The following is a 19,360-nucleotide window of genomic DNA, read 5'->3' as shown; positions in this document are numbered from 1 at the left end:
GCCGGCGACGGCGATCCCGCGGGGCATCCGCCCGCGGGTCTCCGTCACCGTTCCCGTCCTGACTCTCCTCGGACGCTCCGACGAGCCCGGGATCCTCGACGGCTACGGCCCCATCGACCCCGCGACGGCCCGGCGCCTGGCCGCCGACGCTCCGTCCTTCACCCGGATCCTCACCCACCCCGAGACCGGAGCGGTCCTCTCCGTCGGACGGACCAGCTACCGCGTCCCCGCTGACCTGCGCCGCGCCCTCGCAACCCGCGACGTCACCTGCCGGTTCCCCGGCTGCACCCGCTCCGCCCGCGACAGCGACATCGACCACACAGTCGAGTGGCAGCACGACGGTCGCACCGATTCCGACAATCTTGCCCACCTCTGCCGCCACCACCACCGACTCCGCCACACCACCACCTGGCGGGTCCACCACCGACCAGGAGGGATCCTCGGGTGGACCAGCCCCACCGGCCGACACCACACCACCGCACCGGAGACGCCGGAACCGCCGGAACGACTCTTCGGAGGTGCGCCGGAACTGCGGCGCGAAGACGACTTCCTTCCCTTCTGAGGCCGAACCGCGCCTGCTCTCCGTGATGTGCGCCGCCGAGTCTCCATGGATACCAGGCGAAGGACCTTTCCTCCGCCACAGGCAGCGTCCACCGAAGGCCGTGGACGTCCGGCCACGACGGAGCATGCGTTCGCCCCGGGCGCGGCGGAACACGCCGCGCCATCGCGCAGGTAGGCCGACCCCTCTACGGACACGGACCGTTGTGACGAGGTCGAGCCGCGCCCGCCCTCAGCGCTCCGAGCGCCCACGCTCCCGGTCGCGCGCGAACAGGTGGCCGGCGAAGGCCAGCGCGGCGCCGAGCGCGAGCCCGACGCCCACGCCGGCCCCCACTCCGATGCCCGGGAACACCAGCGAGCTCGCGATTCCGAGCAGCAGTCCGACGACCGCGCCGCCGACGGTCCAGAGCACGGTCAGTCCTCTCGCTCCCACGGGGCGGCGATCGGGTAGTACTCCTCGAGGAACCCGATGACGGCCTTCGTGCGCGCCTCCGCCGAGATCTCGGGGAAGCTGCCGTCGTTGAGGCAGAAGAAGTCGACGGCCCGGTTCTTCAGGAGCTTCTTCATGTCCTTCAGGCCCTGGTGCATCGTGGTGTCGACGTACTTGACCTTCGCGTTCTCCTGCACGACCGCCCGGCCGGTCATCAGCGCGTAGTAGTGGTAGAGCGAGTTGGTCACGGACACGTCGCTCGCCGAGCGGAAGCGGCTCGCGGCGGTCGCGGTGAACTCGGGCTCGAACTCGGCCTCGAGCTCGCTCATGACGCTCTTGCGCAGCGGAGTCGCCGCGTGCTCGAGGTGACGGGTGGTCATCGCTCCGAAGCGCTCGCGCAGCAGGCGTCGGTTGACTCGCGCGGCGTTCTCGAAACCGCTCCGCGTGGAGTTGGAATCGCCCATGCCGATGCGCGTCGTGGCCTCGATGAACTTGGTGATGCCTCCGGGTGAGAAGAAGATCGACGGATCGACCGGGCGCCCGAAGAACATGTCGTCGTTGGAGTAGAGGAAGTGCTCGGCGAGGCCCGGGATGCGGTGGAGCTGGCTCTCGACGGCGTGCGAGTTGTGGGTGGGCAGCACCGAGAGGTCGCGGAAGTGGTCCTCGCTGCGCACGAGGGTCACATCGGGGTGCTCGTCGAGCCAGCGGGGGCGCGGCGAGTCGGTGACGATGTAGATGTGCCGGATCCACGGCGCGTACATGTAGACGCTGCGCAGGGCGTACTTGAGCTCGTCGATCTGGCGGAAGCGCGCGGGAGCGTCGTCGCCCTCGCCCACGACGTAGCTGGCCATGCGGGCCGCCCGGGCGCGCTGGAACTCGAGATCGGTGCCGTCGACCCAGGAGAAGACGATGTCGACGTCGAAGCGGATGTCGCTGACGAGCGGCTCGAACATGCCCTCGAAGGTCGGCCAGGTGCGGCCGTAGGCCTCGACGTGCGCGTCGATCGCCTCGGCGACGGGCAGGCTGCTGCGCATGAGGGCGTTCTCGGCAGGAGTGGTGATCTCCTCCTCGCCCACCTTCCACAGCTCCAGGCGCACGCCGCTGCGGGCGCCGTAGCGGAGCGATCCGGTCGAGGAGACGCGAGGGCGGAAGAGTGAGAAGACGTAGGCGCGCGGGTACGGCGCGATCATCCCCTCAGCGACCAGGTGCGGCGGGGTCCCGCGCTTGTCGAGGGTCTTCACGTAGAAGGGCTCGGTCGCGAACGCGCGGGAGAGCAGAGTAGCCAGCTCGGTGCCGAGCGAGCGGTCGACGGCGAGGAACGGCGATCCGTCGGTGCCGCGGATGAGGCGGTAGGGGAACTCGGCCTCGTCGAGGACCTCGCCGATCGCGATCAGATCCTCGGTCCACGCTGCCTTGGGCGTCGTACTCGAGTTCACCAGCGAGAACAGACCGGCATGGACGACCACGTCGTCGCGGTCGAAATGGCGGGGACGCAGGAGCGGTGACGGGAGAGCACGGACGGAAGGCATGATTCACATTATCCGCCGCCCGTTTCCTGCGCGTTACCGCCGGTTCACCTTGACAGGGAGTCGAATCGGGCGAACGCCTCGGCAGCGGCCTGTCCCGCATCGTGGGCACGGTGCCCCTCCTCGGAGAAGGCGACGCCGAGGGCGGCGGCGGGCTCTCCGAGACGGGTCGCCCGGGCCGCGTGCTCGCCCAGAGCACGACGTGCCGCGAGGGCGTCGCGCTGCTCTCCGAGAGCGTCCGCGATGTCCTCGGCCGCGCTCCCGAGGCGGTGGGTCGTCGATCCGACCGCCGCCGGGACGACGGACCGCCAGGCCTCGACGACGTAGCGGAGCCGCTTCGCCGCCTTGCGGACCTCGTGGCGGTCGGGTCCGCTCCGCGCCGTCTCGAGGCGCGAGAGCTCCTTCTTCAGCGACCGCTTCACGAGCTTCTTCGGGCTCGACGCGGCCTTCGGGAGCCGCGGGGGGTCACCGAGGAGCTCGTCCAGCGAGGCCAGCAGATCGAGGTAGCGTCCGCCGCGCAGGGTCCGCGCGACGCGGCGCACCGCGACGCCGTGCCTGCGCTCGACCTCCTCGAGGATCGTGCCGGGCGCGACCGCCGCCGCAGGCAGCTGCTCGGCCGCGGCGTCGAGGTCGGCCCGGAGCCGCGCCCCGAGCACCTCCTCGTCCCGCGCCGCGCCCAGCACCGAGCCGAGCCAGCGCAGCTCGTCTCGGATCGGGTCGGTCGCGGTGCGGTCCAGCACCGAGCGGGAGGCGGCGAGGACGCTGCGCAGACGCCGGCTGAGCGTGCGCATCCGGTGCAGGGCGTTCTCGCCCTCGAGGCGGACGAAGGGGTCGACCGCGCGCAGCTCGCGCAGGAGCGCGGCGATCGCGGCGAGCGCCGCCTCTCCCCCGTCGCGAGGGGCGGGTCGGCGGTCGTCGATCGGCCCCCCGGTGGCGCGGGCGAGTTTGGAGGCGCTCTCGGCCGGCCGGGCCCCGCCCGCCAGCAGGCGCTCCTCGATCGCGTCGAGGACGGCCTCGCCCTCCTGACCGGACGCGTCGACGAGCTCGACCTCCCACTCGCGCCACCGCCGCTCGACTCCGGTGCGGGCGTCGACGGCCACCACGAGGTCGTCGGCGACTTCGGCGAGCTGACGACCCGACGCGTCGAGGACCCGCGTGATGCCGCGCCGGGTCTCGAGGAGGGCGAGCGGCTCGAGCCGCGAGCGGCCCACATGCCCGAGCACCGCCGAGCGGATGACCGTGGGCACCGCGCTCGACTCGGTCAGCGGCGCGTGGATCTCGGTGCGCCCCGCCGAGCCCGGGAGCTTCACGTGCCAGCCCTCATCCGCTCCGCCCGCGCGACGGCGCAGTGTGATGCGGCCGCGCGAGAGGGCGCGACCGGAGGTGTCGAAGTACTCGGCACGGAGCGCGACCGGGGTCTCGCGCGCGGTCCCGGCCACCGGCCCGGCCCCCACGAGATCGGGCAGCGCGGTGTCGGCGCCGACGTCGTACTTGCGCTCGACCTCCGTCTGCGTGTGCGAGGCGCGCTGCGCGGTCGGAGCGGGCTTCTTCGTCTTCTTCGCGCTCGGCATGGTCCATTCTGCGCACGGCGCAGCGGTGCCGCGCACCCGGGGGCGCCGAGGAGCCGCTCCGGCCTAGGCTGAGGGGATGACTGCGCCCGTCCCGCCCGTCGCCCGCCGCATCCCCCTGGAACGCCGTCATCACGGCGACACGGTCCTCGATCACTACGAGTGGCTGCGGCGCAAGGAGGACCCCGAGGTGCTCGCGCACCTCGAGGCCGAGAACGCCTACACCGACGCCGTGCTCGAGCCCCTGGCCCCGCTGCGCGAGCGCCTGTTCGACGAGATCCGCTCCCGGACGAAGGAGACCGACCTCTCGGTCCCCGTGCGCGAGGGCGGCTGGTGGTACTTCTCACGCTCGTTCGAAGGGCGCCAGTACGCCGTGCACTGCCGCGCGCCGATCAGCGGACCGGACGACTGGACGCCGCCCTCCCTCGGTGAGGGTGGCGAGCTGCCGGACGAGCAGGTCGTCCTCGACGGCAACGCCGAGGCGGAGGGGCACGACTTCTTCTCGCTCGGCAGCTTCGACATCAGCGCCGACGGCCGCTACCTGCTCTTCGGCACCGATGTCGAGGGCGACGAGCGCTACACCCTCCGCATCCGCGACCTCTCGACCGGCAAAGACCTCGCCGACGTGGTCGAGGGCACGGGCGGCGGAGCGACCTTCGGCGCCGACGCGCGATTCGTCTTCTACCCCACCGTCGACGAGTCCTGGCGACCGGACACAGTCTGGCGGCACGAGGTCGGCACCGACTCCTCCGCCGACACCGTCGTCTTCTCGGAGCCCGACGAGCGCTACTGGATCGGCGTCGGCCTCACCCGCAGCCGCCGCTTCCTCGTGATCGAGATCGGCAGCAAGATCACCAGCGAGTGCCTCCTGCTCGACGCCCAGGGCCCGACCGGCGAGTTCCGCTCCGTCTGGCCGCGGCGCGAGGGAGTGGAGTACGAGGTCGAGCACGCCGTCCTCGACGGTCGCGACCGCCTCCTGATCGTGCACAACGACGACGCGCTCGACTTCGAGATCGTCGAGGAGCCGGCGGACCTCTCCGTCGACGCCGCCGAGCGCGCCGCGCAGCGCCGTGTCGTCGTCCCGCACCTGCCCGGCCGACGGATCGAGGGGGTCGACGCCTTCGCGGGCCACGTGGTCGTCTCGTACCGGTCCGAGGGAGCCACCCGGCTGGGGCTCCTGCGCGAGGGCGGGGCCGCGGCGACGCTCGACGAGATCGTCTTCGACGAGCCGCTCTACGACGCGGGACTGGCCGGCAACCCGGAGTGGGAGCAGACGTCCCTCCGCCTCGCCTACACCTCGTTCGTCACCCCCTCGACGGTGCTCTCGCTCGACGTCGCGACCGGCGAGCGCACCGTGCTCAAGCAGCAGCCGGTGCTCGGCGACTACGACCCCGAGCAGTACGTCCAGCGTCGGGAGTGGGCGACGGCCCAGGACGGCACGCGGATCCCGCTCTCGCTGGTCTGGCGCCGCGACGCCGCGGATCCCGACGCGACCCCGGCTCCGCTGATCCTCTACGGCTACGGCTCCTACGAGGCGAGCATCGACCCCGGCTTCTCGATCCCCCGGCTCTCGCTGCTCGATCGCGGAGTCGTCTTCGCGATCGCGCACGTGCGCGGCGGCGGCGAGATGGGCCGCTCCTGGTACGAGAACGGCAAGACGCTCTCCAAGAAGGCCACCTTCACCGACTTCGTCGACTCCGCCCGGCATCTGGTCGACTCCGGGTTCACGACTCCGGAGCGGCTCGTCGCCCAGGGCGGCTCGGCCGGCGGTCTGCTGGTCGGCGCGGTCGCGAACCTCGCCCCGGAGCTGTTCGCGGGCGTCCTCGCGCAGGTCCCGTTCGTCGACGCGCTCACGTCGATCCTCGATCCGTCGCTGCCGCTGACGGTCATCGAGTGGGACGAATGGGGCGACCCGCTGAACGACGCCGAGGTCTACGCCTACATGAAGTCCTACTCCCCCTACGAGAACGTGCGGGAGGGCGTCCGGTACCCGCGGATCCTCGCGACGACCAGCCTGAACGACACGCGCGTGCTCTACGTGGAGCCGGCGAAGTGGGTGGCGCGGCTGCGCGAGGTCGGTGCACCCGCGCTGCTCAAGATCGAGATGACGGCGGGCCACGGCGGCGTGAGCGGCCGCTACGAGCGCTGGCGCGAGGTGGCGTTCGAGTACGCGTGGACGCTCGACGTGCTCGGGCTGTCCTGAGGTCGGACGCGAGCGCTCGACCCTGATCGGCGGTGCGCCGCTCCGGACCGCAGCGTGCTGCCGCAAGCCCCAGCCGAGTGTCGTCCCCGACGCGTAGGGTTCGGGGTGCCGACGAAGGGGAAGAGCATGAGCGCAGGCCTGTCGATCGACCGGATCGCCGCATGGGTGGCGGACCAGAGGTGGTACGCGAGCAAGGGGCGGCGCCCCGAGCTCGAGGTGCGCGGCGCGTGGACGCTGCACCCCGACGGCGGTGAGGTGGTGGACCACCTCGTCATCGACACGGCCGGGACGAGCCCCGTGCTCTACCAGGTGCCGGTGACGGTCCACCCCGCTCCGGTCGCCGGTCTCGAGGACGCGCTGGTCTACTCCGACGGCGAGCGCTGGGTCTACGACGCACCGCGCGACCCGTTCTTCGCACGGGCGCTGCTGGCGATGATCGCCGACGGCGGCCGCTCCGACACCGACGGCGCCGAGGGCGGAGCGCGGGCCGAAGGCCACCGTCAGCCGGGTGCGGTCATCGGCGCCTTCGCCTCGTCGAAGGTCCTCAGCGGCGAGCAGTCGAACACCTCGATCATCGTGTCGACCACGGCCGAGGACGGCTCGACCGGGACCCCGGTGATCGTGAAGGTCTTCCGCGCCCTGCACCACGGCGACAACCCCGACGTGACCGTGCAGTCGGCGCTCAACGCCGCGGGCAGCGCGCTCGTCCCTCCGGTGATCGGAAACGTCACCGGCGAGTGGGACGACGAGGGCGAGCCGTCCGGCCGCGCCTTCGGGCACCTGGCGTTCGCGCAGGAGTTCCTCCCCGGCGTGCAGGACGCGTGGCGTGTCGCCCTCGAGGCGGTCGCCGCCGACTCCGACTTCACCGGCCCTGCGCGGGCGCTGGGCCTCGCGACCGCCGAGGTGCACGCGACCCTCGCCGACGTGCTCGAGACCGAGGAGGCGACCCCCGAGGTCGTCGAGCGCATCGTCGCGACCATGCGCCGCCGCCTCCGCATCGCCTCGTCCGAGGTCCCGGTGATCGCCGAGGACTCGGACGCGATCGACGCCGTGTTCCGCGCCGCGGCCGGCGCTCCGTGGCCCCTGCTGCAGCGCATCCACGGCGACTACCACCTGGGCCAGGTCCTGCTGGTGCCGGACCGCGGCTGGGTGCTCCTCGACTTCGAGGGCGAGCCGCTGCGGCCGATGAACGAGCGGCGGATGCCCGACGTGGCCCTGCGCGACGTGGCCGGCATGCTGCGCTCCTTCGACTACGCCGCCGGAGCGCACGAGCAGTCCTCGCCCGGATCGAGCCGCGCGGAGTGGGCCGCGGCGAGCCGGGCCGCGTTCCTGGAGGGCTACTCCGAGCGCGCGGGCGACGCCGTCGAGGCCCACCGCGCCGTCCTCGACGCGTTCGAGCTCGACAAGGCGGTCTACGAGGCGATCTACGAGGCCCGCAACCGTCCCCAGTGGCTGTCGATCCCGGTGACGGCCGTGCAGCGGCTCGTCGGACGCTCGTAGGGTTCAGGTATGAGCAGCCACGACAGCACCCCCGACCACGCCCCCGACCACGAGCCGGACGAGCCCCTCGACCCGCTGAGCGACTTCAGCATCCCGGGCGACACCGATCTGCACACCGACGGCGACGCCTCCGGGGCCGACGGGGAGAAGATCGCGGAGCCCGGCACCGAGGACTAGGGCCGGGAGTCGGCTAGAGCCAGCCCCAGCGCTTGAACAGCCGGTGCAGCACGACGCTCGACGCGACCATCAGCCCCAGCGCGGCCGGGTAGCCCCACGCCACGTGCAGCTCCGGCATGACGTCGAAGTTCATGCCGTAGACGCTCGAGATCATCGTCGGGGCGAAGAAGATCGCCGCCCAGGCCGAGATGCGCTTGACCTCGTCGTTCTGCTGGTTGCCCGCCTCGGCGAGGCGCTTCATGTCCTCGTTCTGCCGCTGCGCCACGAGAGTCGCGTTCACCGCGAGGATCTCGCGCAGGGTCGTGCGGAAGCCCTCCACGCGCTCGTCAACGACGGCGACGTGGTCGGCGACGTCGCGGAGGTAGCGCCGGAGCTCCACGTCCTCGCGGAAGACCTCGAAATCGGTGACGAGGCGGCCGAGCATGCCGGTCAGCGGGCGCGTCGCGCGCTGGAAGTCGAGGACCTCCTGGCTCAGCTCGTAGATGCGCCGGGACACCGCAGGGTCTCCCTCGAAGACCTGCGCCTCGATCTCGTCGATGTCGTTCTCGAGACCGGCGACGACCGGCGAGTACTGGTCGACGACGGCGTCCAGGATCGCGTAGAGGACCGCGACGGGTCCCTTCCGCAGCAGCTCGGGGTCGGCCTCCATCCGGCGCCGCACCAGGGAGAGATCGGGCTTCTCGGAGTGGCGGACCGTGACGACGAAGTTCGGGCCGACGAACAGGTGAAGCTCGCCGAAGTCGACCTCCTCGCGCTGGTCGGCGTAGCTCGCGGCGCGCAGCACCACGAACATGTCGCTGCCGTAGCGCTCGAGCTTGGGCCGCTGGTGCGCGCTGATCGCGTCCTCGATGGCGAGCGGGTGCATCGAGAACTCGTCCTCGAGCGCCGCGAGCTCGGACTGCGTCGGACGGTACAGGCCGATCCACGCCATCGCGTCGGGGAGCTTCTGCAGCGCGGCGAGCGCCTCCGGGATGCTGCTCGGCGAGACGACGCGGCGGCCGTCCTGGTAGATCGCGTTGTCGACCGTGCTCGTGCGAGACGGCGCCGGCGGCGGGACGAGCCGCTCGATCGGAGCGGTGTCCTCGGCGGCGGCGCGGGTGCGCGAGCCGAGTCCGAGGGAGGGGACGCGGGGAAGCCTCACGATCGACTCCTTCCGCCTTCGCCGACGACCCATTGTGCACCCCGGGGTGAACGGCAGGTGTCCGAGCGGGTGCCCCCGCCCGCGGCCCGGCGGTCGGCCCGTGTCGGAGGCCGTCAGTAGCCTGGAGGGACGAGAGGGGGCCACCCCGCACGCCAGGAGGGACGACGTCGGTGAAGCTGCTCCACACCTCCGACTGGCACATCGGCCGCACCTTCCACGGGCACTCCACGGTCGCCGCGCTGTCGCGGGTGCTCGACGCTCTCGTGGCGACCGTGCGCGAGGAGGCCGTCGACGTGGTGCTCGTGTCGGGCGACGTCTTCGACTCCGCGGTGCCGGCCGGCGAGCACTACGCCCTGCTGACTCGCACTCTCGAGGCGATCCGCGGCGCCGGCGCCGAGGTCGTCCTCACCAGCGGCAATCACGACTCCCCCGCGCGCCTCGGCTTCCAGGCGGGGCTGCTGCGCACCTCGGGCGTGCACGTCCTCACCGATCCCGAGGCGTACGCCGAGCCGGTCGTCCTCCACGACGAGCACGGGGAGGTCGGCATCTACGGCATCCCCTACCTCGAGCCGGCCCTCTACCGTCACCGGCACCCGGAGGAGGCGCTGCGCCGCCACGAGGACGTGCTCGCGTTCGCGATGCGCCGGATCCGCGCCTCCGCCGAGGCCGCCGGACGCCGCTGGATCGTCCTCTCGCACTGCTTCGCGGTCGGAGCGCCCGCGGGCACCGTCGAGCGCGACATCACCGCAGGGGGCATCGACTACGTCTCGGTCGACCACTTCGCCGACGCCGACTACGCGGCGCTCGGCCACATCCACGGGCGGGCCCAGCTGCTGCCGAACGTCCGCTACTCCGGGGCGCCCCTGCACTACTCCTTCGGCGAGGCCGCGAAGCCCCGCGGCGCCTGGCTCGTCGAGCTCGGAGCCGAGGGGCTCGAGGAGGTGCGCTGGTCGCCGCTGCCGGTCCCCCGCCGCCTCAGCCTGATCGAGGGGCGGCTCGACGAGCTGCTGGTCGACCCCTCGCTCGCCGGGAAGGAGCCCGACTGGGTCTCGGCCGTGCTGACCGACGAGGTGCGGCCCCTGGACGCGATGGCGCGGCTGCAGTCGCGCTTCCCGGGCTGCGTGACGCTCGAGCACCGGCCGCCGAGTGCTCCCGGGGCCGGGCCGACCGCCTACGCTGAGCGGGTCCGCGGGCGCAGCGACGTCGAGATCATCGACGACTTCCTCGCCCACGTGCGGGGGCGGGGTGCGTCGGACGCCGAGCGCGAGACGGTCCTCGACGCTCTCGCCGCGGTCGACGCCGAGGCCCTGCGGTGAGGATCCGGCGCCTCGCCTTCGCCGGACTCGGCCCGTTCCGCGACCCGCAGGAGATCGACTTCGACCGGCTCGAGGACGTCGGCATCTACCTGATCGCCGGCCGGACCGGTGCGGGCAAGTCGACGATCCTCGATGCGATCAGCTTCGCGCTCTACGGATCCGTGCCCCGCTTCGACGGCACGTCCGCGCGGCTCCGGAGCGATCACAGCGCCCCCGAGGACGAGACCTTCGCCGAGCTGGACTTCGAGGCGGCCGGACGGCTCTACCGGATCCGCCGCTCCCCCGAGTACGAGCGCCCGGCCAAGCGCGGCGGCGGCACGACGAGGCAGGCCGCCAAGGTCTCGCTGCTCGAATGCGTCGGCGGCGCCTGGAGCGGCGTCTCGTCGAGCGCGAAGGAGACGGGGGTCGAGATCGGCCGCATCGTCGGCCTGACGAAGGACCAGTTCCTGCAGGTGATCCTGCTGGCCCAGAACCGCTTCCACGAGTTCCTGCTCGCGAAGAACGACGACCGGCAGAAGCTGCTGCGCACCCTCTTCGCGACCGAGCGCTACGAGCTGCTCCGCCGACGACTCCTCGACCAGCGCCAGGAGAGCGCCGCCTCGCTGGAGGAGGAGCGGGCCGCCGTCGCCGCCCTCGCCGACGAGGCGCGCCGACTGGGCGGGACGGAGGAGGCCGAGACGATCGATGCGGCGTGGTTCGCGGGCCTCGTCGCCTCCCTCGGGCCGGCGCTGCTCGAGGCGCGGTCGGAGGTCGATCGGGCCGACGACGCGCAGATCGAGGCGCGGGCGGCCCTCGACGCCGCGTCGCTCCTCCGTCGCGCCCAGGATCGCCGCTCCCGAGCCCTGCGCGAGAGCGAGGAGCTGGCGGTCGCCGAGGCCGTCGTCGTCGCCCAGCGCGAGCGCGTCGAGCTCGCGCGTCGGGCCGACGGCGTGCTCCCGGTGCTCCGGTCGGCGGGGTCCGCCCGGACCGCGGCCGAGAGGGCGGCCGCCGAGCGCGACGGTGCGGCCGAGCTGTTCGGCGCCGTGCTCGCGGAGCCCGCCGACCGGGCCGGGGCCGCCGAGCGGTCGGAGGCTCTCGGGCGCCGGCTGGGAGCACTGGCGGAGGCCCTCGCCGAGGAGCGCCGGATCCCCGACGCCGAGAAGGCGGTGGAGCGGGCCGAACGGGCTCGTGCGAAGGCTCGTGCCTCGCTCGAGCGGCTCGATGACGAGCTGAAGGGGCTGCCGGTCCGGCTCGACGCCCTCGCCGCCGAGGAGGAGTCGCTCACTCCCGAGGCGGCGACCGTCCCCTCGCGCACCGACGAGCTCGCCGCGCTGGAGCGACGCATCGCGGCCGCCGCCGAGCGCGAGGCCGCCGCGTCGTCGCTCGCGTCCCTCCGCTCGGCCTATGCCGAGGCCGGACGCCGGCACGGCGACCTCGCGGCCGAGCACTCGGCCCTCGTCTCCCGCCGGTTCGCCGGCTTCGCCGGGGAGCTCGCCACGGCGCTGGTCCCCGGGGAGCCCTGCCCCGTCTGCGGCGCTCACGAGCACCCGCGCCCCGCCGAGCACGGCGACCTCGCCCCGGTCTCGACCGAGGACCTCGACCGGGCCCGGTCGGCGGTCGACGCGGCCGCTCGGGCCATGGACCGCGCCCGCGATCGCGAGAGCACCGCGGCGCTCGCGCTCGCCGCGCTCGAGGAGCGGGCGGGAGTGGACACCCCGGAGTCTCTCGACCTCGCGCTGATCGAGGCGCACGAGCGGCTGGCCGCCGCCCGCGCCGCCGCGTCGCGCTGCGAGGCCCTGCGGAGCGAGCGCGGCACGCTGCGCCGCCGGCTCGACGAGCTGACCGCGCTCCGCGAGAGCGCCCGCGCCGAGAACGACCGGCTGACCCGGGAGGCGACGATCGCCGCCGAGGCGCTGCGGACCCTCCTCGAGAGGGTCGGGGCGCAGCGCGACGGTGCCGACAGCATCGCTGCCCGCGTCGCCGAGCTGACCGAGCGGCGCCGCGTCGCCGACGCCCTCGTCGCCGCGGAGGACCTCCTGGTCGCGCGCAGCCGCGCCGCCGACGAGGCGCAGGAGCACCTCGAGTCGGTGCTCGCCGAGCGCGGTTTCGCGAGCGCGGCCTCCGCCGAGGCGGCGGCGCTCACCGCGGGCGAGCGCGCGCGGGCCGAGGCCGTCGTCGCCGAGCACGAGCGGCGCAGGAGCGCCGTCGACGCGGTGCTCGCGGAGCCCGAGCTGCAGGGGCTGCCCACGACCCCCGTCGACCTCGCCGGCGCCGAGGAGAGGGCCCGGCTCGCCTCCGCCCGCCGCGACGAGGCACGCTCGCGGCTCTCGGTGCTCGAGCACCGCGCCGCACGACTGGCCGAGCTGGCCGTCCTCGCCGAGAGCAGGCTGCGCTCGCTCGAGGGCCGGCTCCGTCGGCACGAGGAGCTGCGCGCTCTCGCCGAGACGATCGACGGCCGGGGCCAGAACACCCGCCGCATGGATCTCGAGGCCTTCGCGCTCGCGGGCCGTCTCGAGGAGATCGTGGGCGCAGCGAACCTCCGCCTCGGTGCGATGACGAGCGGCCGCTACTCGCTGCTCCACGACGACTCCCTCGGCTACCGCAACGCCTCCTCCGGCCTCGGGATCGAGGTGCTCGACGCGTTCACCGGCGTGCGCCGCCAGCCCGCCTCGCTCTCGGGAGGCGAGACGTTCCTCGCGTCGCTCGCGCTCGCCCTCGGGCTCGCCGACGTCGTCACGGCCCAGTCGGGCGGCATCACGCTCGAGACGATGTTCATCGACGAGGGCTTCGGCTCGCTCGACGCCGAGACCCTCGAGACCGCGCTGGGCACTCTCGACGCACTGCGGTCCGGTGGTCGCACGATCGGGCTCATCAGCCACGTCGACGCGATGCGCGAGCGGCTGCCGATCGGGCTCCGCGTCGTGGTCGGCGATCGCGGCGACAGCACGCTCCGCACGGACTGAGCGCTACCGCGCCGATCGGCGGTGCCGCGCGACCGCGTCCGTGTTCCCGCAGCGCGCGGAGCAGTAGCGCTGCCGACCGGCCCGGGACTCGTCGACGAAGACCCGGTCGCAGCCCTCGCGTGCGCAGACGCCCATCCGGAGCCCGACGGAGGAGGACACGAAGAACGCGAGACCGCCCGCGGTCACGGAACGGACCCGGGTGACGACGTCGCTGTCGTCCGGCACGAGGTGCAGGTGCGGCGGCATGCCGTCGTGGGTCGCGACGAACAGCGACCCGGCGACCTCGGCGAGCAGGGCGTTCACCTCGTCGCAGCGGGCCTGGACGGAGATCGCGGCGAAGACCGCCCGCATCCGCCTCGCCCACCACCGCAGCGCGAGCGTCTCGGAGGGAGCGAGTGCCGGCTCGCGGACGCCCTGCTCGCGCAGCAGCGGCTCGATCGCGTCGTCGGGCGCCGCGTTCACGAGCGCGGCCGCGAGTCGCGGGCCGACCTGATGGCGGTGGTCGAAGCTCATCCGCCGACTGTAATGGTTGAACGTGGTCCAGTCATTACGTGAGGATCGGCGCATGCACGAGCACCGATGGACACGACTCTCCCGCCACCCGACCAGCGAGGGGATCCTCAGCTACCTCCAGTGCCCCTGCGGGGCGCGCGAGATCGAGCTCCTCCCGCTCGCGCCCGCCGTGCTCGTGTCCTCCAGGGAGGGTCTGAGCCGCTGCTAGGGTCGTGCGCAGTGACACGGGGTGCCCGCCAGGGCTGAGAGAAGACCCGTTGAACCTGATCTAGTTCGTACTAGCGAAGGGATGTCGCGAATGAGCATTCGCACGCCTGCCCACCCGACCCTCCACGACCTCGACGGGGCCGCCGTCGGCCGCGATCTCGAGGAGCTGCGCCGCAGGGCGCCGCTCGTCCAGTGCATCACCAACGCGGTGGTGACCGGATTCACGGCCAACAGCCTCCTCGCGCTGGGCGCCAGTCCGGCGATGGCGGACCTGCCCGGAGAGGCCGGCGTCTTCGCCGCGATCGCCTCCGCGACGCTCGTGAACCTCGGCACTCCCGGGGCGGAGCAGCGCGACGGCGCCCGCGAGGCGATCGCCGCCGGGGGCCGGTGGGTGCTCGATCCGGTCGCCGTCGGCCCGCTCCCGGTGCGCACCGCCTTCGCGGCCGAGATCGTCGCGTTGCGGCCCTCGATCATCCGCGGCAACGCCTCCGAGATCCTCGCGCTCGCGGGCCTCGGAGCGGGCGGGCGCGGAGTGGACGCGGTCGACGGCGCCGAGGACGCGCTCGACGCCGCGAAGGAGCTCGCGCTGCGCACCGGCGCCGCTGTCGCCGTCTCGGGCCCGGTCGACCTCGTGACCGACGGAGTCACGGTCGTGCGCGTCACGGGCGGTCACCCCCTCCTCACCCGCGTGACCGGCGGAGGCTGCGCCCTCGGCGCGGTGATGGCCGCCTTCCTCGGGGCGTCGGACGGCACTCCGGGACCGGCGCTGCGGGCCGCCGTCGCGGGCTCGGTCGTGTGGGGCCTCGCGGCCGAGCACGCCGCCTCCGTGTCCGCCGGCCCCGGATCCTTCGCGGTGGCGCTGCTCGACGCGGTCTCGGCCCTCGACGCGGCGGTCGTCGCGGAGGAGGCGCGGATCGCATGAGGCCCCTCGACCTCTCCGTCTACCTCGTCACGGACACCCGGCAGTGCGGAGCACGCGGCGTGCCCGCGGTGGTCGCGGCGGCCGTCGCCGGCGGTGTCCGCACCGTGCAGATCCGCGACCACGAGGCCTCCGCGGCCGAGCTGCTCGCTCTCGTCCTGGCCGTCTCGGACGTGCTCGACGAGAGCACGACCCTCCTGGTCGACGACCGGGTCGACGTCGCCCTCGCCGCCCGGCTCGCCGGCGGCCGGGTGCACGGCGTGCACGTCGGGCAGTCCGATCTGCCCGTCGCCGCGGCACGCGCGCTGCTGGGACCCGACGCGGTCGTCGGGCTGACGGCGAACACGACCGCCCACCTCGACGCCGTCCACGCCCTGCCCGCGGGCACCGTCGACTACCTCGGAGTCGGAGTGATCCGCCCCACCACCACGAAGCCGGACCACCCGGCGCCACTCGGAATCGACGGCTTCGCCGCTCTCGCCGCCACGACTGCGCTCCCCTGCGTCGCCATCGGCGGCGTGGACGCTCGCGACGCAGCTCCCCTGCGGGCGGCGGGCGCGGCGGGGCTCGCCGTCGTCTCCGCGATCTGCACGGCGGCCGACCCCGCCGACGCCGCTCGGATTCTGCGCTCGGAGTGGGACCGATGACCGCGCGGATCCCCCTTGTGCTCAGCATCGCGGGCACCGACCCGACGGGCGGCGCGGGCATCCAGGCCGACCTCAAGTCGATCGGGGCGCTCGGCGGCTACGGGATGGCGGTCGTCACCGCGCTCGTCGCGCAGAACACGCACGGTGTGCGCTCCGTCCATCTGCCCCCGACCTCCTTCCTGCGCGAGCAGCTCGACGCCGTCAGCGACGACGTCGAGATCGACGCGGTGAAGATCGGGATGATCGCGACCGCCGCGATCGGCGCCGAGATCCTCGACTGGCTCGAGACGGTGCAGCCGCCGCTGATCGTCGTCGACCCGGTGATGATCGCGACCAGCGGACACCGCCTGCTCGACCCCGAGGCCGAGGAGTGCGTCCGCGAGCTCGTTCGCCGGGCCCACCTCGTCACCCCCAACCTCCCCGAGCTGGCGGTGCTGGCGGGGACAGCGCCCGCCGAGGACTGGGGCGAGGCGCTGCAGCAGGGCGCGCAGCTCGCCCGCAGCCTCGGCACCGCCGTGCTGGTGAAGGGCGGTCACCTCGACGGCCCCTCGACCCCGGATGCGGTCGTCACGCCCGAGGGCGACGTGCGCGAGGTCCCCGGCGAGCGCGTCGCCACTGCGAACACGCACGGCACCGGCTGCTCGCTCTCCTCCGCCCTGGCCGTGCTGCTCGCCGGACGCTCCACCTCGGCCGACGATCTCGCCGAGGCGCTGACACAGGCGAAGGAGTGGCTGACCGGCGCCCTGCGCGCGGCCGACGCTCTCGAGGTCGGCACCGGCAACGGCCCGATCGACCACTTCCACCGGCTCAGGACACCGCCGTTCTGCAGCACCGTCTGGGAGGAGACGGAGCCGCTGCGCCGCGCGATCGACGCGCTGCCCTTCGTGACGGCGCTGGGCGACGGAACTCTGGAGCGCGACGACTTCGAGTGGTACCTCGCTCAGGACGCGCTCTACCTCTCGGAGTACGCGCGTGTGCTCGCCGTCGCGGCGCAGAAGGCTCCCACCGCCCAGGAGCAGGTCTTCTGGGCCGAGAGCTCCGCGCAGGCGATCGCGACGGAGGCGCAGCTGCACCGCGACCGCCTCGGCCGGCGCTCCGAGAGCCCGTCCGACACCACGCGAGGCTACGTCGACCACCTGACGGCCGTGGGGGCCAGGGGCGGCTACGGCGAGGTCGTCGCGGCGCTGCTCCCGTGCTTCTGGCTCTACGCCGACATCGGCGAGCGACTGGCGGCCGCGAACCGGCCGGGTCACCCCTACGAGGACTGGCTCTCGACCTACGCCGACCCCGGTTTCGCGGCGGCGACCGAGCGGGCGATCGCGATCACCGAGGCGGCGTCCGCCCGCGCCGGACACGCGGAACGCGCCGCGATGCGCGACGCGTTCCTGCGCTCCAGCCTGTTCGAGCGAGACTTCTTCGCGGCTCCGCTCAGCCGATCGCCTCACGGAGGACGTGCATGAGCGCGTCCAGCTGAACGGTGTCCGCCGAGGCGGTCTCGGCGTCCGCCCCGTCGAGGGCGCGGGCGGCGAGGCCCGCCTTGGCGTCGATCAGCTCGGCGATCTTGGCGTCGATCGTGTGCGCGGCGATGATGCGCCACGCCGTGACCGGCTCCTCCTGACCGATGCGGTGCACGCGGTCGATGGCCTGCGTCTGCTCCGCGGACGTCCAGGACAGCTCCGCGAGGACCACGTTCGAGGAGGCCTGCAGGTTCACGCCCACTCCGGCCGCCGTCAGCGAGCAGACCGCGACCGAGACGTCGGGGTCGGTGTTGAACGCGTCGATCTGCGACTGGCGGAAGGTCGCCGTCTGGTCGCCGCGGATCGAGACGGAGGCGAGCTCGCGCTTCTCGAAGGTGTCCTCGGCCTGGTCCATCACGTCGACGTGCTTCGCGAAGAAGACGACCTTGCCGACCGAGCGCGCCAGCTGCGAGGCGTAGTCCGCGGCGAGCGCGGCCTTCGCCTGGCCGATCCGCCGCACCATCGTGAACACGTTCTCGCCGGTCTTCGCCGACTTCGACTCCTCGAGCTCGCTCTGCGCGACGATGCGGATGAACCGCTCGCTCTCGTCGGTGTCGAGCTCGTGCGTGATCGAGGCCGTGACGGCCTTGTACCGCTGCAGCATCCGGGCGCCCAGCTCGCGCTCGGCCTTCTGGATGGAGCGGCCGAGGTCGTCGTCGAGCTCGACGGGCAGGTCGACGATCCGCTTCGACGGCAGGTCGGCGGCGACGTCGATCTTCTTGCGCCGGACGATGCCGAGGTCGATGACCGCCTCGCGCGCCTCCGGGTAGAAGGCCGTGTCGGCCGGAGTGAGACCCGTGTCCTCGAGGCGGCTCATCAGCTCGGTCCCGGGCTTCGTCTCGTCGATCCAGCCGAGGAAGCGCCAGATGGCGCGGAAGTCGTCGACGTCGTTGATCAGCGGCGTGCCCGTCAGGGCGATCATCAGCGGATCGTGACCCGGAGTGGTCTCGCGGATCTTCGAGGCGAGCGCGAGCACGCTCTGCGACCGCTGCGAGCGCAGGTTCTTGATGAAGTGCGCCTCGTCGACGACCATGCCGCGGAAGCCCATGCTCCCGAGCCAGCCCAGGTGGCGGTCGAGGATGTCGTAGTTCACGATCACCACGTCGGCGAACGCGTCGAGCGTCGTGCCGTCGCCGTGGATCACGGTCGCGCGGCGCTGCGGCGTCCAGTGCTCGACCTCGCGCGCCCAGTTCATCTTGACGACGTTCGGCACCACGGCGAGCAGCGGGTAGGACCCGGTGACGGAGGCGGCGAGCAGGCTCTGCGCGGTCTTGCCCAGGCCCGGCTCGTCGGCGAGCAGGAAGCTGCGGTGCCCCTCCCGGGCGCTCTCGATGAAGCGCGCCTGGTGCTCCATCAGCTCGCGGCCGCGCGGGGAGACCCGGTCGAGGGTCGGCGGCTCGGGAAGCTCCATGCTCGCGGCGCGTCCCCCGGCGCCGTACTCGAACGCCTTGAAGAGCGGTCCGAGCAGCTCCCAGTCGTCGAGTCGACGGCGGGTCGGCGCCGGAGCCGCTGCGATCGAGAAGTCCGGCGGGAGGAACGGGTTGGCGAGCTGACGCGCGCGGACCGACGGCGGAACGACCTGGTTCACGGGCGCTTCGGGCTTGGGCTCCGGCTCGGTCACGATGAGCAGCTCGTCGGGAGTGAGCTCGGCGCCGGCCTCGAGCAGCCAGTCGCGGCGCAGCTTCTGCGCGGCGGCCGTGTATCCCGCCTCCGATTCGAGGAGGCTGATCAGGCTCGTGTCGCGTGCGGCGGTCTTCGCGAGGATCGTCGCGATGCCGTCCAGGCGCTTCATCTCCTCGGCCCGCTGCGCGTCGCTCAGCTCCGTGTCGACCTTGACCCGCTTGCGCTCCTCGCGCATGAGCAGGGCGATGACCAGGAACTTCGTGCGGTTGGTCGGGCCGACCTTGCCGCTCTGCGCCTTCGCCTCCACCTCGCGGACGCGTCGCGCGAGGATCGGGATGATCCCGGCGTTGTCGCCTCCGCGGGGCCGCGAGCGCGGCCTGCTCCCGGCCGCGTTCGTACGACGCGTCTGACCACCGGACTGACGCTGGCCGCTGCGAGCCATGCTCCTCCTCGACGTTCGACGGGGGCGCAGGAGGGGTTCCCGGGCTCTACCGTCGGCATTGCCGCCGCCGCGTCGCCTCCGTGGAGGCGGTCGTGCGTCGGTGCACCCGGTGGCCGTCGGGAGCTCCGAGC

16 protein-coding genes and 1 riboswitch are annotated in these 19,360 nt (G+C 73.1%); of the genes, 10 read left to right on the top strand and 6 right to left on the bottom strand.

Annotated features, from left to right (window positions below; translation table 11 throughout):
* Positions 1-562: HNH endonuclease signature motif containing protein (locus ASF46_RS06765; RefSeq protein ID WP_162240165.1), on the top strand; the 562-nt coding region annotated here is incomplete at its 5' end.
* A 228-nt stretch (positions 563-790) separates the two neighbouring features.
* Here the strand turns inward: ASF46_RS06765 and ASF46_RS06760 are convergent.
* The 3 genes from ASF46_RS06760 to ASF46_RS06750 are packed head-to-tail and all read right to left on the bottom strand — an operon-like array spanning position 791 to position 4,085.
* A complete protein-coding gene (locus ASF46_RS06760) occupies positions 791-970 on the bottom strand; it encodes a hypothetical protein (RefSeq protein ID WP_056866880.1) in 180 nt (59 codons plus the stop codon).
* A gap of 2 nt (positions 971-972) precedes the next feature.
* Positions 973-2,517, bottom strand: a complete 1,545-nt coding sequence (locus ASF46_RS06755; protein ID WP_056866879.1) for a stealth family protein — start codon at positions 2,515-2,517, stop codon at positions 973-975.
* A 44-nt stretch (positions 2,518-2,561) separates the two neighbouring features.
* Complete coding sequence (locus tag ASF46_RS06750) at positions 2,562-4,085, bottom strand: CYTH and CHAD domain-containing protein (RefSeq protein WP_056866878.1); 1,524 nt, start codon at positions 4,083-4,085, stop codon at positions 2,562-2,564.
* A gap of 76 nt (positions 4,086-4,161) precedes the next feature.
* On the opposite strand from ASF46_RS06750, the gene ASF46_RS06745 reads away from it, so the two are divergent.
* The 3 genes from ASF46_RS06745 to ASF46_RS19125 all read left to right on the top strand — a co-directional run bounded on the left by ASF46_RS06745 (position 4,162) and on the right by ASF46_RS19125 (position 7,962).
* The gene (locus tag ASF46_RS06745) at positions 4,162-6,285 is read left to right on the top strand and encodes a S9 family peptidase (protein WP_056866877.1); all 2,124 of its coding nucleotides are present in this window, start codon (positions 4,162-4,164) and stop codon (positions 6,283-6,285) included.
* A 126-nt stretch (positions 6,286-6,411) separates the two neighbouring features.
* A complete protein-coding gene (locus ASF46_RS06740; RefSeq protein WP_082485291.1) occupies positions 6,412-7,785 on the top strand; it encodes a maltokinase N-terminal cap-like domain-containing protein in 1,374 nt (457 codons plus the stop codon).
* A gap of 9 nt (positions 7,786-7,794) precedes the next feature.
* Positions 7,795-7,962, top strand: a complete 168-nt coding sequence (locus ASF46_RS19125) for a hypothetical protein (protein ID WP_157602281.1) — start codon at positions 7,795-7,797, stop codon at positions 7,960-7,962.
* Between the two features lie 13 nt (positions 7,963-7,975).
* Here ASF46_RS19125 and ASF46_RS06735 read toward each other — a convergent pair whose 3' ends face one another.
* Positions 7,976-9,103 (bottom strand): magnesium and cobalt transport protein CorA, encoded by a 1,128-nt coding sequence (locus tag ASF46_RS06735; protein ID WP_416351481.1) that lies wholly within the window; start codon positions 9,101-9,103, stop codon positions 7,976-7,978.
* Positions 9,104-9,273: 170 nt separating this feature from the next.
* On the opposite strand from ASF46_RS06735, the gene ASF46_RS06730 reads away from it, so the two are divergent.
* Both ASF46_RS06730 and ASF46_RS06725 read left to right on the top strand, forming a co-directional pair.
* Entirely contained in the window at positions 9,274-10,419 is a 1,146-nt protein-coding gene (locus ASF46_RS06730) for an exonuclease SbcCD subunit D (RefSeq protein ID WP_056866876.1), read from the top strand.
* Positions 10,416-13,361, top strand: a complete 2,946-nt coding sequence (locus tag ASF46_RS06725) for an AAA family ATPase (RefSeq protein WP_056866875.1) — start codon at positions 10,416-10,418, stop codon at positions 13,359-13,361. The genes ASF46_RS06730 and ASF46_RS06725 overlap by 4 nt, the downstream gene beginning before the upstream one ends.
* A gap of 3 nt (positions 13,362-13,364) precedes the next feature.
* On the opposite strand, the gene ASF46_RS06720 is transcribed toward ASF46_RS06725, so the two are convergent.
* A complete protein-coding gene (locus ASF46_RS06720) occupies positions 13,365-13,874 on the bottom strand; it encodes a CGNR zinc finger domain-containing protein (protein ID WP_056866874.1) in 510 nt (169 codons plus the stop codon).
* Between the two features lie 52 nt (positions 13,875-13,926).
* On the opposite strand from ASF46_RS06720, the gene ASF46_RS19120 reads away from it, so the two are divergent.
* The 4 genes from ASF46_RS19120 to thiD all read left to right on the top strand — a co-directional run bounded on the left by ASF46_RS19120 (position 13,927) and on the right by thiD (position 17,107).
* Positions 13,927-14,082 (top strand): hypothetical protein, encoded by a 156-nt coding sequence (locus ASF46_RS19120; protein WP_157602278.1) that lies wholly within the window; start codon positions 13,927-13,929, stop codon positions 14,080-14,082.
* Between the two features lie 7 nt (positions 14,083-14,089).
* A riboswitch (TPP riboswitch) is annotated at positions 14,090-14,181 on the top strand.
* Positions 14,173-15,003 carry a hydroxyethylthiazole kinase gene (gene thiM, locus ASF46_RS06715; RefSeq protein ID WP_056866873.1) on the top strand — a complete coding sequence of 277 codons (831 nt, stop codon included), beginning with the start codon at positions 14,173-14,175 and terminating at the stop codon, positions 15,001-15,003. (Overlaps the previous riboswitch by 9 nt.)
* Positions 15,000-15,647, top strand: coding sequence for a thiamine phosphate synthase (thiE, locus tag ASF46_RS19115; RefSeq protein WP_056866872.1), 648 nt, complete (start codon positions 15,000-15,002; stop codon positions 15,645-15,647). Before thiM ends, thiE begins: the two co-directional genes overlap by 4 nt.
* Positions 15,644-17,107, top strand: coding sequence for a bifunctional hydroxymethylpyrimidine kinase/phosphomethylpyrimidine kinase (thiD, locus tag ASF46_RS06705; RefSeq protein WP_056866871.1), 1,464 nt, complete (start codon positions 15,644-15,646; stop codon positions 17,105-17,107). The genes thiE and thiD overlap by 4 nt, the downstream gene beginning before the upstream one ends.
* Here thiD and ASF46_RS06700 read toward each other — a convergent pair.
* Entirely contained in the window at positions 17,076-19,229 is a 2,154-nt protein-coding gene (locus tag ASF46_RS06700) for a DEAD/DEAH box helicase (RefSeq protein ID WP_055794618.1), read from the bottom strand. The genes thiD and ASF46_RS06700 overlap by 32 nt on opposite strands.
* Between the last annotated feature and the right edge of the window lie 131 nt (positions 19,230-19,360).

Source organism: Rathayibacter sp. Leaf296 (assembly GCF_001423045.1).
GTDB lineage: Bacteria > Actinomycetota > Actinomycetes > Actinomycetales > Microbacteriaceae > Rathayibacter > Rathayibacter caricis.
Note: the sequence above shows the minus strand (reverse complement) of the source record. Positions and strands in the feature narration are given on the sequence as shown.

What these genes read in the sequence shown, in the direction of transcription:
- thiE (WP_056866872.1), top strand. Translation starts at nt 15,000, where the DNA reads ATGAGGCCCCTCGACCTCTCCGTCTACCTCGTCACGGACACCCGGCAG.
- ASF46_RS06755 (WP_056866879.1), bottom strand. Translation starts at nt 2,517, where the DNA reads ATGCCTTCCGTCCGTGCTCTCCCGTCACCGCTCCTGCGTCCCCGCCAT.
- ASF46_RS19120 (WP_157602278.1), top strand. Translation starts at nt 13,927, where the DNA reads ATGCACGAGCACCGATGGACACGACTCTCCCGCCACCCGACCAGCGAG.
- ASF46_RS06740 (WP_082485291.1), top strand. Translation starts at nt 6,412, where the DNA reads ATGAGCGCAGGCCTGTCGATCGACCGGATCGCCGCATGGGTGGCGGAC.
- ASF46_RS06745 (WP_056866877.1), top strand. Translation starts at nt 4,162, where the DNA reads ATGACTGCGCCCGTCCCGCCCGTCGCCCGCCGCATCCCCCTGGAACGC.
- ASF46_RS06700 (WP_055794618.1), bottom strand. Translation starts at nt 19,229, where the DNA reads ATGGCTCGCAGCGGCCAGCGTCAGTCCGGTGGTCAGACGCGTCGTACG.
- thiM (WP_056866873.1), top strand. Translation starts at nt 14,173, where the DNA reads ATGAGCATTCGCACGCCTGCCCACCCGACCCTCCACGACCTCGACGGG.
- thiD (WP_056866871.1), top strand. Translation starts at nt 15,644, where the DNA reads ATGACCGCGCGGATCCCCCTTGTGCTCAGCATCGCGGGCACCGACCCG.
- ASF46_RS06720 (WP_056866874.1), bottom strand. Translation starts at nt 13,874, where the DNA reads ATGAGCTTCGACCACCGCCATCAGGTCGGCCCGCGACTCGCGGCCGCG.
- ASF46_RS19125 (WP_157602281.1), top strand. Translation starts at nt 7,795, where the DNA reads ATGAGCAGCCACGACAGCACCCCCGACCACGCCCCCGACCACGAGCCG.
- ASF46_RS06750 (WP_056866878.1), bottom strand. Translation starts at nt 4,085, where the DNA reads ATGCCGAGCGCGAAGAAGACGAAGAAGCCCGCTCCGACCGCGCAGCGC.